This window comes from Chlamydiota bacterium (assembly GCA_016178055.1).
Classification (GTDB): Bacteria; Auribacterota; JACPWU01; order JACPWU01; family JACPWU01; genus JACOUC01.
In genome coordinates, this window is record JACOUC010000061.1 from 1 (window position 1) to 13,862 (window position 13,862).

At 44.2% G+C, this 13,862-nt stretch carries 12 protein-coding genes and 1 pseudogene; 5 read left to right on the plus strand and 8 right to left on the minus strand.

Going from position 1 to position 13,862, the window contains the following annotated elements; genetic code table 11:
- From HYS07_08960 to HYS07_08975, 4 genes and pseudogenes are all read left to right on the plus strand, one after another.
- Positions 1 to 305: hypothetical protein (locus HYS07_08960; protein ID MBI1871307.1), on the plus strand; the 305-nt coding region annotated here is incomplete at its 5' end.
- An 852-nt stretch (positions 306 to 1,157) separates the two neighbouring features.
- Positions 1,158 to 2,333 (plus strand): IS21 family transposase, encoded by a 1,176-nt coding sequence (locus tag HYS07_08965; protein MBI1871308.1) that lies wholly within the window; start codon positions 1,158 to 1,160, stop codon positions 2,331 to 2,333.
- Complete coding sequence (locus tag HYS07_08970; GenBank protein MBI1871309.1) at positions 2,330 to 2,683, plus strand: ATP-binding protein; 354 nt, start codon at positions 2,330 to 2,332, stop codon at positions 2,681 to 2,683. Before HYS07_08965 ends, HYS07_08970 begins: the two co-directional genes overlap by 4 nt.
- 444 nt (positions 2,684 to 3,127) lie before the next feature.
- A pseudogene (locus tag HYS07_08975) lies at positions 3,128 to 3,356 on the plus strand (type II toxin-antitoxin system MqsA family antitoxin).
- Positions 3,357 to 3,559: 203 nt separating this feature from the next.
- On the opposite strand, the gene HYS07_08980 reads toward HYS07_08975, so the two are convergent.
- From HYS07_08980 to HYS07_09000, 5 genes are all read right to left on the minus strand, one after another.
- Entirely contained in the window at positions 3,560 to 5,002 is a 1,443-nt protein-coding gene (locus tag HYS07_08980; protein ID MBI1871310.1) for a TolC family protein, read from the minus strand.
- Positions 4,999 to 5,268 (minus strand): hypothetical protein, encoded by a 270-nt coding sequence (locus tag HYS07_08985; GenBank protein ID MBI1871311.1) that lies wholly within the window; start codon positions 5,266 to 5,268, stop codon positions 4,999 to 5,001. The genes HYS07_08980 and HYS07_08985 overlap by 4 nt, the downstream gene beginning before the upstream one ends.
- Before the next feature lie 193 nt (positions 5,269 to 5,461).
- Positions 5,462 to 6,211, minus strand: coding sequence for an efflux RND transporter periplasmic adaptor subunit (locus tag HYS07_08990; GenBank protein MBI1871312.1), 750 nt, complete (start codon positions 6,209 to 6,211; stop codon positions 5,462 to 5,464).
- Positions 6,204 to 9,317, minus strand: coding sequence for an efflux RND transporter permease subunit (locus tag HYS07_08995; protein ID MBI1871313.1), 3,114 nt, complete (start codon positions 9,315 to 9,317; stop codon positions 6,204 to 6,206). Before HYS07_08995 ends, HYS07_08990 begins: the two co-directional genes overlap by 8 nt.
- A gap of 328 nt (positions 9,318 to 9,645) precedes the next feature.
- Complete coding sequence (locus HYS07_09000) at positions 9,646 to 10,020, minus strand: hypothetical protein (GenBank protein MBI1871314.1); 375 nt, start codon at positions 10,018 to 10,020, stop codon at positions 9,646 to 9,648.
- 161 nt (positions 10,021 to 10,181) lie between these two features.
- Between HYS07_09000 and HYS07_09005 the strand changes: the two genes are divergently transcribed.
- On the plus strand, positions 10,182 to 10,619 hold the full coding sequence (locus HYS07_09005) for a hypothetical protein (protein MBI1871315.1): 438 nt from the start codon (positions 10,182 to 10,184) through the stop codon (positions 10,617 to 10,619).
- 13 nt (positions 10,620 to 10,632) lie between these two features.
- Here HYS07_09005 and HYS07_09010 read toward each other — a convergent pair whose 3' ends face one another.
- The 3 genes from HYS07_09010 to HYS07_09020 all read right to left on the minus strand — a co-directional run bounded on the left by HYS07_09010 (position 10,633) and on the right by HYS07_09020 (position 13,843).
- Positions 10,633 to 12,159, minus strand: coding sequence for a NapC/NirT family cytochrome c (locus HYS07_09010; protein ID MBI1871316.1), 1,527 nt, complete (start codon positions 12,157 to 12,159; stop codon positions 10,633 to 10,635).
- Positions 12,160 to 12,204: 45 nt separating this feature from the next.
- Positions 12,205 to 12,528, minus strand: coding sequence for a cytochrome c (locus HYS07_09015; GenBank protein MBI1871317.1), 324 nt, complete (start codon positions 12,526 to 12,528; stop codon positions 12,205 to 12,207).
- A gap of 73 nt (positions 12,529 to 12,601) precedes the next feature.
- Positions 12,602 to 13,843: a cytochrome c gene (locus HYS07_09020; protein ID MBI1871318.1), complete on the minus strand. Its 1,242-nt coding sequence runs from the start codon at positions 13,841 to 13,843 to the stop codon at positions 12,602 to 12,604.
- Positions 13,844 to 13,862 lie beyond the last annotated feature (19 nt).

Genomic DNA, 13,862 nt, shown 5'->3' on the forward strand with positions numbered 1-13,862 from the left:
CCATCAATCACGATATCAAGTCCCGTGTCACTTATTCTGTCATCATTCCTAAACTCAATCCCGATCAAATCTCTGATTTTATCTTGCGAGAGCTCGATTGCGTTAAACTCGGTCATCATACCTTCTGTGAGGATGCCCTCTGTCTTATCGCCAGGGCCAGCGAGGGTTTCCTTCGCCTCGCTCGTAATCTCTCCCTTTCTTCTCTCATCGAAGCCGTCCGTGACCGAAAAAAACAGGTCGATCTGGAGATCGTTAATCGCGTCCTCATTCAACCCCATTGGAGAAGCTCCCGGGATCTAGCCTAATCAGTCCTCTTTTTTCTTTGTTCCTTTTCTTTTTGTTCTTTGCTCTTACGGTTGGAATGATGACTTGGCTTTTTAAGTCATCATTCCAACCCCCCGCAGGTTGTGTCTCCTCGTTAGATCCCAAAAAATATCACAATGTCATACGCTCAATCGGCCCTATCATCATATCTGCCTTCTCCAAAACTTTTAGCAATTCGGCAAACTCCTCGTTTTACCCCCTCTTTCAAGACCATGACAATTTGGCTCGTTTACGATGTCAATTAAACAAAGCACAGTTAGAAATAATCCTGGTTATTTTTCTGGCCGGTACGAAGAACTTCGCACATGGAGAAAATCCCATCCGAAATATCAAAGTCAGTGGCGGGCTAAAAGACGTGAGATACAAGACAAGATAGCTGATGTAACGAACGTGAAGGCAATACGTTTAATGATACCGGTAAAACTCATACAAGGTGAGATACAAGACGAGATCCGACTTGTACGCCAATGTGGATGCGGGACGTGGGTGGCTGGGAGCATGAGCGAGATACAAGACGAGATGGCGGGTTAATGAGGGATCTTGTACGCTTGGGATCATGATGAGGCAGGCAAGAAGTTATTCGATCGTGGATCACAAGCTTTTGCATGGCGGGTATCTAGCCCGATTGAGCCATCGAGCTTTGGCCCTATATCTATTCCTTGTGGTGGCGGGAAACAGAGAAGGTCGGAGTTTTTACTCTCCTCGCTCAATGATGGAGATCCTGCGCTTAGATTCTGTAGGTTTTTCCCAAGCGCTTAAGGAACTTATTGAATGTCATTTAATCGAATACCGCATCCCCAACTTTTGGGTCAAAACTTTATTGGAGCCTGCTCATGGAAGAAATCATTCAGAAGATCAAATACCTCAAAGAGGTTCAAAACCTTTCGTTCCGCCAGATCGAGAGTCAAACAGGCATTTCTCGAAAGAGATGTTCGAAGATCTATTGCGGAATATTGGGAGAGAAAAGGAGTAAAAATTCTCTGCTGGATCCGTATCGGAGTCTTATTGCGCATTGGTTTAGCGAGTATCCAAGGCTTAAAGCTATTCAGGTTTTTGAACGATTAAGAGAAAGGGGAATAAACGTGAGCTATATGCGAGTGGTGCAATATACTCAAGGATTTAGAAAGAATAAGTCCAAGCTCTATTGGCCTTTAGAATTTCTACCCGGGGAAGAAGCCCAAGTGGATTGGTTCTTTGTAAATCACCCCAAACTTGGGAAACTCTCCGGCTTTGCTTTGATTTTGTCTTATTCCAGGTATCTCTTCGCACATCTATTCCAACGGCATTCCTTTGAATTTTTTATTGAAGGACACCTCATGGCGTTCCAATCCTTTGAGGGATATCCCAGGGCCTTTCGTTACGATAACTTAAAATCCGTCGTCTTGAAGAGAGATCCACTTAAACTTAATCCCAACTTCCTGGATTTCGCTCGCCATTATGGCTTTGAGATTCGCTTGTGTAACGTTGCTGCTGGCAATGAAAAGGGCAGGGTCGAACGCGTCATTCGATCTTTACGGGATACCTTCTTCAATACCGCCAACGATTTGAATACGCTTCAAGCCCTGAACCTTGCTCTTCATGAATGGGTGTTTAAGAAAAACCAAACCGTCCACCGCTCCACAAATCAAATGCCTGAAGCGCTTAAAAGTAAGGAAAATTTGAAGCCTCTGCCCCAAATCCCTTGGCCCAATCTCGTGATTCATCCCCCTAAACAAACAACCAAAACAGGGTTCTTGATCTTTGATGCCAACCGGTATTCCGTCCCGGATTATTTGTGCGGACATGCTCTTTCTTTGAGAACTTTTGTGGATCATATCGAAATCTACGATTCAAAATCAAAACTTTTGATCAATTTGATTGGTTGTTCAACCCCAAAGCCCCAAAACAAGACATCTTCGAGTTTCGTTCCTCAGATTGGATCACTCAAGGTGCCAATCTTGTTCTGGTCGGTGATGCCGGAATTGGAAAGTCCCATATTGCCAAGGCCCTTTGTTATGACGCAATCTTGAAAGGATATTCCACTTATTTTATCACGACCTTTGATTTGGTCTCCAAAGTCAAAAAGGCCGTTCATCCCTCTAATAAAATCGATTATTACGCGAAAATCATCAAAGTCCTATGTCTTGATGAATTAGGTTATGTCTTCCACCCCAAAGAAGATACCGACCTTATCTTCCAAATTATTTCAAAACGTTCGGAGTCTCTTCCCACCATCGTCACCACCAACCTGGCTCCGAAGAACTGGGGATCCATCTTCTCAGGGCCTGCGGCCTCGGCCATCCTGGATCGTTTGAGCTACAACGGTAAGTTCTTTACTTGGGAAGGGAGGTCCTATCGATTGGCTAAAATACGAAAGTAGAATCTTCTTGCATCAACACCGTATCACTCCCTCACAGCTCTGACTTTCAAAAGTCAGTCCAACACCTCTTTCTGCCCGCCCTGGGCCACCCCATTATTATTTCTGGGTCACTTTAAATTATTCCCTACACCCTCGGTTAGCAGCTCTTGATACATTTCCAAGGCAGCCCAAAATCAACACAACTGGCCCCAAACAGCAAATCGAGGTTGTCAATGCCAACAGAATTCTCAAGCCTTTTGCTTTCATCTAAAAAATCCTCGCCTGTCGAAAATCTCTTCTTTCTACTTGATCCTGTTCTCAAATTTTTTTCCAGATTCGAGATGAGAGCCCCCTGACAGCTAGATAGTTGGTAGGCTGGAGGGTTATCCCACCAGCCTACCAACTAACGGTTTATGAACCCAATGTAAAATTATGGGAAAGTGGTTTCGTGAAAAGGAGGGGCCGATGAGCTGCCCATTGTGCAAGGGAAAAATGGTGGAAGGGAAAACAACTCTTCCTTACGAGGATAACGAGAAAATGATCGTCATCAAGGATGTCCCAGCTCTTGTTTGCGAACAGTGCGGAGATAGCTTTATTGAAATGCCCGATTGCTCGTCAAGTAGAAATAATGCTCTCTCAGGCAAAACAAGATGGGCTAACCCTTGGTTTTGTCAGTTACCGCCAAGCTGCTTAATACTGTTTTTCCGCTCCTACTTTTTTCTATAATCCCCTCTTGCTACCTACTTCAAGGGACAATACGAAGCAAAATCTTTTGGATTTGAATGATGCATACACACCCCCCTCCCCTTGAGCTTAAAGTTTTACAAACTCACACAATCCCATTTTGGGGGTGACAGACCCTTTAGGATAAAAACATGATTTAGATCAGGTTGACTTTTATTTCGAATTTTCTCCAGGTAAATTGCCCGTACTCATTAGTAATTCAAATTGGGCCTTGTTGTATTCTGTAATGACATTCAAATAGTCTAATCGGGCCCGGGTTAGGCTTTCTTCGGCTTGAATCACTTCTAACGGAAGTCCGAGTCCTGCCACTTGTCTTTCTTCATTTAAGGCGAGAGACTCCTGGGCGTCTTTGACGCCTTGCTCAGCGATTTTCATCTGTTCTTCTAACGATTGAGATTGATCATAGAAAGACTTCACTTCATGCCCTATTTTTTTCAATACTTGATCCAGTTTTATTTCGGCTGCTCGAGCTTGGGCCGAGAGAAGTTTGCTTCTCCCCATATCTAATAATCCACCCGGACCGATTTTCCATTGAATCATGGCTTGATCAATTTCTTGATCCTCCCAATGACTCGGAACGGAACCAAAACCACCCCAACTCGTTTCCAAATTAATCTCCGGAATCAGAGGCCCCCAGGTCGCTCCCTTTTTTTCATACAGGGTTGCCTGAAGTTTTTCTTTGGCCTCTTCAACTTCTGGCCGCGATTGATGCGCCAGCTTTAAAAGTTTCTCTAAATCTTTTTCAGACACCATTTGAACAGGAATCATTTTTTCTTGAGCCGAATAAAGTTCCACCCGTGGATCTAAATTGAGAAGCAAGATTAATTGATTGGAAGTCTGCTTCAGGGCATTCTGAGCCTTCAACCACTCCAGTTGATTGTGACCCCACTGGGCCTTTACCCTCAGGAGATCTCCTTGAAAACCTCGGCCGTTTGTTACAAGAGCCTCGGTCTCTCTTAATAGTTTTTCTGAAATCTCGACTGAAAGTTTAAGCGTCTGAGCCATTTGATCCTCTTTGACAAGATCAAAATAGGCCTTTGCCGTCTTTAACAAAACCTCTCGTGAAGTTCCTTCAAGGAAAAATTGCGCAGCCTCATATTTCTTTTTCGCAGAAAGGGCTGAAAAGATGGCGTCTCCAAGGGGCCATTTCAAGTTCAGCGCAGCTCCTGCGAAACTATTTTGTTTTTCAACGTTAACAAAATTTCCCTCTGTTCCCTGAGTGAGCCCCTCCAAACGCCAAAAGCGAAATCCAGGACTTAAAACAGGTAAAAAACGCTCCGAGGCCAAAATCGCCTGAGCCTGAGCTTCGTCCAGGGCCGCCCTTGAGGCCGCAATATCCAAGGGACGATTCGTCGCAAGACGCAGGCAAGTATCCAGGTCAATGGGATATCGCGTTTGGCCGTTTGCTGGCTCAAAATCTGATTGTGTATCGGCATCACCGCTTTTTCCCGACACTTGATCATTCGTTTCAGGAACAAGTGACGTTGCCGTACAACCCATCAGAAATGATGCAAAGAAAATAAGCTTGGCCAGTTTTTTTATAAATAAATCCTCCTTCATTTTGATTTTTGCATTTTGATTTTTGATATTTTTCATTTTTGCCCCCTTTTTGTAACCCGCACTAAATCGCCATTAGAAATCAAATTCCTTCCGGAAATAACAACTTCATCCTGATCGCCCAGGCCTTCTGAAACTTCAATCTCAATCCCATTATCAAAACCAGTTTTGATGGGAATTTTTTTCGCTATTCCCTCTTTCACAACAAAGGTGAACATCTTATCTCCCTCTACCAAGAGGGCGGCCGCAGGAAGGGTCAAAACCTGAGCATGTTTTTCAAGTTCAAGCGTCACCCTCGCATACATCCCAGGTCTGATTTTTGGAGGGTCATTCTTAACCCAGATTTTGCAATAGACGCGTGAACCGAGACGCAAGAGCTTGAGCCAGATTGGCCTGAAGAAAACGGAGGCATGCAAAAATTTGCCTGTCGAGTATTTCTGAAGGTCAAGATGGCCAAGATCTTGCGTCGAATTCCGCGGCCTATTGCAAATTCTGGGTTTACACCTTGCTCCCTATTTTCACAAAAGGAACATCCACTTGGGCAATATCGATCCGAACCCTTAAAAGATCCACTTTCATCAGATGAAGCATCTTTGTCGAGCCCGATTGAACAAAGTCTCCCTTATCCACCCAACGGTCCATCAGAACTCCATCAAAGGGGGCCTTAATCGTAGAAAAATTGACAAGCTCTTGAGTCTTCTCCATCGTTGCCTTTAACACAGGATAACGTCCCTTCGTCACTTTCAATTCCGCTCGAGCCATCTCGTACTTTCCTTTCAGCTCATCGACTTGATTCTGAGAAATGAGATTCGGACTTTTTTTAATCAACTCTGCAGCCCTTTCATACTGCGCTCTTTTCCAAGTCCAGTCCGCCTTGGCCTTTTTGATTTCGAGGGGAGCCAGGCCGAGCGCGGCTTTCTGGGCTTCAAACTCCTTCATCAATTCAGGAATTTGAATTTGAGCCAAGACCTGTCCCTCCTTCACCCAAGAGCCGCGATCGACCTCCAAACGGTCGAGATAGCCACTGACATGGCCATAAATGATGACCTCTTGATCCGCCACCACATCTCCAGGAAGAACCAAAATACGACTCATGTCTTTCTTGAGGGGAATTTGCACCTCAACATGAGGTCGTTTTTCCAACTCCGAGGAAACATGATTTTTATCTTTTGAAATCAAAACCTTGATCAAGCCGACACCGACGATCAAAACAAAAAGAACAGCCAAAATAACAATGATTTTACGCATGATTTGCCTCTCTCTTTTTGAACATGGAATATAAAATCGGTAGAATATACGCAGATAAAACGGTCGATGAAAAGACACCGCCAATCACGGCTCGAGCCAGGGGAATATTGGCTCCCCCCGCAATGGCCATAGGGACAAGCCCCAACATCGTCGCCAGTGAAGTCATGAGAATCGGCCTCAAGCGAAGTTTTGAGGCTTGAAGAATGGCGTCATGGACCGTGGCTCCATCCACTAAAAGACGATTCGCAAAATCAACTCTTAAAACCGAAGAGGAAACTTCAATTCCGATGGCCATGATCATCCCCATCAGAGATTGAATGTTGATATGTATCCCCGTTAAAAACAACATCCACAAGACGCCCATGATCCCCAAGGGAACAGCAGACATCACAAGCAAAGGATCTTTCATCGAGCGGAATTGAACCACCATGACGAGATACACAAGCAAAATGGCAAGAATCAATCCAAAGCCTAAATCTCCAAATGAATCCTTCATGCTTTTAACCTCTCCTCGGCTAATCAAACGATAGCCTGAAGGAAGCCTTCCCTCTTTTTCAATTGCGCCCATCACGGTTTCTACCTCTTTGGAAACACTGCCCAAATCCCGCCCTTCTACATCGGCATAAACATCAATCACGCGATTGATGTTATAATGCGTCACCTCTGAAGAAGCAGAGGAGCGCTTTAGATGGACGAGATTGCGCAAGAGAACAGGCTCTCGTTGATGGGGTCCTGTAATCGGAACATTGAGAAGCGTTTCCAAATCCTTGAAATCCTTTTCAGGATATTGGGCGCCTATCCAATAATGGTTTCCGTTTTTCTCATCAATCCAGAAGGATTTTGAAAAACTAATCGATGAATTAAATGCCGTCACGACATTTTTCACCACATCGTCTGGAGAAAGTCCCAGTTCAGCCGTCTTACGCCGATCAATCTCAATTTTAAATTGAGGATAGTCCAGCCGCTCCTGAATCCGAACATCCACGGTCCCTCGAATTTTTTTAATGCGTTTTTTGAGTTCCTCTGCGATCCCGTAAGAAACATGCAAATCATTTCCCTGAACTTGAATATTAATCGGGGCCGACATCCCAAAATTAAGCGCAGAGCGAAGCATGCTATTAGGTTCGAAGGTAAATTCAATTCCGGGATAGTGATCCGTTAGGACTTGGCGCAATTTCTTCATGTAGACTCGGTCGCTCATGGGCCGATGATCAGAAAGTTGAACCAGCATAAAGGCATCCTGCGGCCCAGAATTGGGCGTATAGGCTGCGGGCCAGTCATTTAAAACCCCAATATTGGTAATGAGTTTACGCAGATTTTTTGGGCCGATCTCTTCTCGCACCGTCTCCTCGACCTGAGCAAGAATTCGCTCCATTTCATTGACCTGAGTCCCGGAATTAGCCCTGACCCGAAGGGTCAACTGTCCTGAATCCACTTGAGGAAATAATTCTGTACCCACGAAAAAAATTAAAACGAGCGATGCAAAAAAGGCCACCGCAACAAGGGCCAGTGCCTTTAGCCGAAAAGAAGACAGGACTCCCTCAAGAGACCGCATGTAAATGGCTTGAAGTTTTTCAAACGCATGAGCAAGCCTGCCTGCAATACCTCGCTCTTCTTGAGCATGCAACAATTTTTTGAAAAATCTCGCCGCACAGGCGGGGACAAGGGTCATCGCCATCACATAGGAAGCGGCCATGGCCAGCATCACCGCTAAAGCCAAAGGGGTAAACAAATATTTACCAATCCCCGTCAAAAAAATCACAGGAAAAAAAACAATGCAAACCGTCATCACAATAATCAAAACGGGCTTCGCAACTTCCAGGGCCGCATCCTGGGCCGCAATCGAAGGCTCCTTCCCCATTTTCAAATGCCGCTCTGTATTTTCGAGCACCACAATGGACTGATCGATGAGAAGACCGATGGAAATGGCCAATCCTCCAAGTGTCATAGCATCCACAGAATTCCCTGTAAAATAAAGACCGATTAATGCCGCTAGAATGGAGAGCGGCAAAGAAAGAAGAATAATCCAGGTCGAACGAAAACTTCTCAAAAAAAGTAAAATCATTATTGCGGCAAGCATTGTGCCTATGAGGCCTTCATGGACCAGATTTCGAATCGATTGGCGAACAAAAGTGGATTGATCGAAAACAACTTCGAGATCGACTCCCTTGGGCAATCTTGCATTCAATTCAGGAATCGCCTTACGCACCCCATCTACCACCTTCAGCGTATTGGCGCCGGGCTGGCGGTAAATCGGAACATACAGTTGTCTTTTCCCATCCACGCGAACAATATTAGACTGGAGTTCTGCACTGTCCTGGGCACGGCCAATGTCTTTCAGGAGGACAGGGGCTCGACCGTCTAACTTGATCGGAAATTCATTCAGGCCCGAGGCTTGAGGCACCATCGCATTCGATTCAATCTGATATTCGATGGGCCCCATCCGAGCACTCCCCGTAGGAATGAACACATTAAATTCGTGAATGGCATTGACCACATCCATGGGCGACAATCCCCTCGCCTGAAGTTTTTCTCGATCCACATAGGCTAAGATGCGGCGCAATTTTCCGCCATAGACCGCAGGGGCAATCACTCCAGGAATAGACTGCAGGCGATTGCGAAGCTGAAAATACGCAATGTCATAAAGTTGAGTCTCATTATAAATATCGCTTTTCACACTCATCAAACAAAGGGGAATCGAGGCCGTTGGATCGAAGGGCATCACCATTGGAGGAATGGTTCCCGGCGGAAGATAATAAAGATCGCTCATGGCATACGACGTCACCTGGGTCATCGCCAAATTGGGATCAATCCCCTCCCGAAAAAAATCTTTTACAATGCTCACCCCCAACATGGACTTGGCTTCTTGATGTTCAATTCCAACCGACTGTCCTGTCCAACGCTGCAATCGAGTAGAGATATCCCGCTCAATGGTTTCAGCCGGCATTCCAGGATAAAATGTCACAATCTGAACCGCAGGTGTCTTAAACTGTGGCAAAAGATCCGTCGGAATGCGGCCCATCACGGTCAGGCCCAAAACAAAAATGGCGATTCCCATCACAATCACGCCATAAGGATTTCTTAAAGAATTTCGAATTAAAAACATATATTCTCTCCTGTGTGGTTATTTGAAGCGCTTTCACCTGAAAATAGTCTTTAGTCATTCTTATACAATGACTCATGATAGCTTGTAGTCGCCCGATTTATCGGGCAGTCCATGCAACGGCCCCATAAATGGGGCGACTACAAGAGCGATTTTCATCCCCCTTTGTGTCGACCTCAGTCGGCATGAATGTTTCATAACAAGAGAAGGCCACGTGGGGTAGAAACACTTATAACTCCTTATGAAACCACTCTAATAAATTCGAAAAATGAGAAATAAAAGACTTACAAGAATAGAAGAATCCAGGCAAAGAAAGGACGCTGCCTGAATTTCAAATCAGGAGAGAAGAATGAAGAATAAACAAATGAAAATAGCTGGAAAAAATTTTTGGAGGAGACCGCTCGTTACTTTTCCAATTATTTCTTAAGTACTCAAAAAGATGTACCGCTTCTTTAAATGAGGGAAATATTCTTTTATACTTTTCAAGAGCCGTATTATTTTTTAAAACAATGGCCTTTTCAATGGGAGAATGTGACGGATCGCAATGAGGATGTCCAACCGAGCATAAGGCAGGAACAATTGCCCTAACCTGTTTCCTCCCTGGCTCTGGACAATGAAAATCCACATACCCTACCAGGGAATAGAGAATCACTATTCCCCCAAGAAAACCTATCATGAATTTCTTCATTTTAGAATGGGTATCCATAACACTCCCAATACACGAAAGTCTACTTCCCTTTCATTTTTATATCCAGTTCTATTTTCCTTTTTTATTTTCCTTTAGACGGCCCGTGTCGAATGGTACCATCACCTTGTTACAAAACAGTCTTTTTCAAAATGAAGAGAGTCTATTTCATTGAGGCGTAATTGAAAAAAGGATTAAAGCTTATTTTGGCAGCACTTTTTTTTGCATCTGAAGATCCTCGTCACCTGAATGCGAGAGAAGGATCCAACTTAGAACTGCATTACCTGATTTTCTATGATGATGCCTGGAATGATTTAAGCGAAAAGACAATTAAATCTGGAAACGAAATCACCCTTCAAATGAAATACACCCGTAAAGGTTTCCCAAAAAAATCCAAAACGCGCCTTAAAATTGAGATTTTTGATGCCCAGGGAAATATTGTATTGCAAGATCAAGAAATGCGACCTCAGATGGAAGGGACAAGAAGAGACCGTTACGCCTTTACAATCCCAAAAGGTTCATCCGGTCATTATTTAATCAGTACCACCCTTCAAGTATTCCAAAAGAGGCATGTCCTGGCCAAAATCTCCAGAACCATCCCCTTTGATGTTGTCAAATGATCCTTTCTTGCCCTCATCCCTCATACAAACTTCCCAGATCCGAATGGCATGTGACACAATCCATCTCCTCAGGTTCTATACCCAAATCCACAGGATGTTTGAATTTTTTCGCCTTACCCATGGGTTTATTTTCAGAGCCTGGCCCTTGAGATAAGATCTGATGGCAAGACGAACAATTTTTATCGATGGTCTTTCCTTCTTTTGTTTTTAGGTCTTCATTGCCATGACAGCGAAAACAGCTTTGATGCTCCATGTGACCGATGTTATCCGGATGCGAATCCCAACGGACCTTCATTTCAGGAAATTGGGTATTGCGAAAAATATTTTGAATTTCTGATATAGAAGCCTCTACCCTGTCATTCTCTTTATTCCAAATGTCTGGATATTCCGTTTGATAAAAGTTAGAAATTTTATCATGAATGCTGGTCAAGGCCGCATCGGTGGATTCATAATCTTCACTCAAAACCTTCACGGCCTCCCGTTTAATATAGGGCATTTCTTTATGAAGTCGTGAGGTCACCAAAGCCTCGTTTACAGCGGAAACGGGAGTCGAGAATCGGTGACTGGGCCGATTATGACAATCGATGCAATCAAATTTTCGGATCTCGACATCTTTCATTTTCTCGAATATCAACGGATTTGATTCTGAACGATATTCCTTCACCTCACCTGTAGATTGATGAGTCAATTTTAGCCAAGCAATCTCTTGGCGCTTTTCGTCGCGGGCAATATATTCAATATCATTGTCGGTATTCGTATGCCAGTGAACGCCCGTTTGATCTATGTCTCCGGGGGCTCCGGGCCCACTATCTACCTTCATGAGCATCTTAATAGGCCAATACGTGTTTGATTCATCACCCAGGAAATGGTGAAAAACCTTTTCCTTTGGAGAAAAGAAATGTTGAGGCCAGTGACATTGCTCGCAAGTCTCCCGTGCAGGTCTCAAATTCTTAACAGGGGTGGGTATCGGTTTCGGGTACTTTTCGGTAAAAAGAGAATAAACCTGATAACCTCCTGTAAATTTTGATTTGACATACCACTCGGCCCCCGACCCAATATGGCATTCCACACATTTGACACGCGCATGAGGAGAACGCTGGTAGGTCGTATATTCCGGATTCATCACCGAATGGCAAAGCTTCCCGCAAAATTCTACGGAATCCGTATAGTGATATGATTTGTAAACACCGATCATTGAAGCGATCACAAAAATCGAAGTGCAAATAATAAATACAAGAACCGCATTTCGATGCGTCTTACGCGAAAAGTCTAGATGAAAGGGGTGGGGTTCTCGACTGTCTTTTCCTCTTAATATCCGGCGTCTTTTCCATAACGCCCCCATGGGAATCAGAATGAGCCCTAAGAATAAAAAGGGGGGAAGAACGAGATAAGTCAATAATCCCAAATAAAGGGTTTTATGACTGACGAAGAGATCCGCAAGGTATAAAAGGGTCTCAATACAAAATATAAAAAAGGCGAGGGCCACACCAACGTAAGTGATAACATTGTAAAAATAGATCGAAAAACGATGCGGCTTCATTTTTTGAACGTCTTTCTTTCCGATCCCTTTATCAATGTTGCAGTCCTACTTCTTCGAAAAACTTCGTATGTATTGAACGATATGACTGATCTCATCATCGGGGACTTTTCCCTTAAATGCCGGCATTTTATTTTTTCCATCCCGAATAATAACAGTCAGTTCTTCATCCGTTTTCTTAAGATCCTTCAAGGGCAGAAGTGCTGGATCAATTTTTAAAGCCTTTCCCATCACAGGATTTCCTTCCCCTGTTTTCCCATGGCAAGATTTACACTTTTTGTCATAAATTTCCTGGCCAGGGATAGCGCCCGCGTTTACACAGGTGACAAAAAACATCATGAGCAAGAACCAAAACGCCCATAGAATTCCCATTTTTTGCCTCCCTACGTTAAAAAAAAGCAGGGATGCCCTGATATGAACCAGAGCACCCCCCTTGTATTATTTTTTAGAACATGGACCTGACGTGCACAAGCGCTTCATGCTTCTTGTTTGACTCAGACTCGAGATCAAACCGACCTGTTAAGCCGATGCGCATATTATCCCTGGGGAAATACCAGATTGATGGACTGAGTTTCGTATATTGAAGACTCGTCACATCATCCGAATCCACCCAATCGAATTGCAAGGCAAGATACCATTGGGGGGTTGGCATATATCCCAAAATGGTCGCAATACCCTGAAAATCCGTCTCCTGATCACCTATCTTGGTGAGATTAAAATCATCGTCATGGCCAAAGAGATATGCAAATTGCAAATCCCATTTTTCCAGATAACGAATGTTAAAGGCGCCAGATCCACGCCAGAAATCGTTCTGGGCTTCCCCTGTGTAGGCATCCGTAAGCTCATCCAAAAGATCCTTGGTGTCAGCTCCGATCAATCCCCACAAAGAAACGGAGGATCCTGCAAAATCACCTTCCTGGGCCACAAAGTATTTTAAAGTCCCAAAAAAGTTCTTTTCATCATTCGTATCACGCAGCTTTGCACCATTGGACACACCCAAGGCTCCTACAAAAGGACCGCTCCAGCCATACCATTCCACGGCCGGAACAGGCTGGGCCACAGAAATTGAATCATCGCCTGCCCCATTCGAGCTTTTAACACCTGAAAGCACTTGATGGTTGATATTGGGAATTCCCCTCAGTCTTCCTGTCAAGGCATGAAACTCCATCATGGAAATTTTTCCAGCCTTAACATTCAGGAGCGAAGAGCCCGCAATATTATGGTATCCCAGCTCAAACCAATTGAATTCGATCTCATCCTCTAGTATCTCAGTTTCAATAAAAATAGAGGCATTCTTAAAGATGGTTCCCGCCGTAAAAAGTTGAAGCCAATTCGGATTTCCAATATCAAACAGCGTCTCCTTGCTGGAGCCCTCCGTGCGACTGTTGGTTTTCACCTCGACAGGACTTACAGCGATTCTAATGCCGAAGACATCCGTCAACTCATTGAGATTCAAACGATCTCCAATGATATGTTTGGCCACCTCATCCCCATCTTCCGTTCCGGGCATCTGAAAACCATTCTGTGCAAATTGATCACCGAAGTAATTGAGTCTTGGAAATGCCGTGTGGCAGGTATTGCAGCTGACTCCATACTTCCGTGACCATTGTGAAACAGCCCAACTTTCCTGGACAGAAAAACAAAAGACAAACAATCCCGCTAAAGCAAACAGCAGAATCTTTTTCATCTCACCCCCCTTTTTGCTT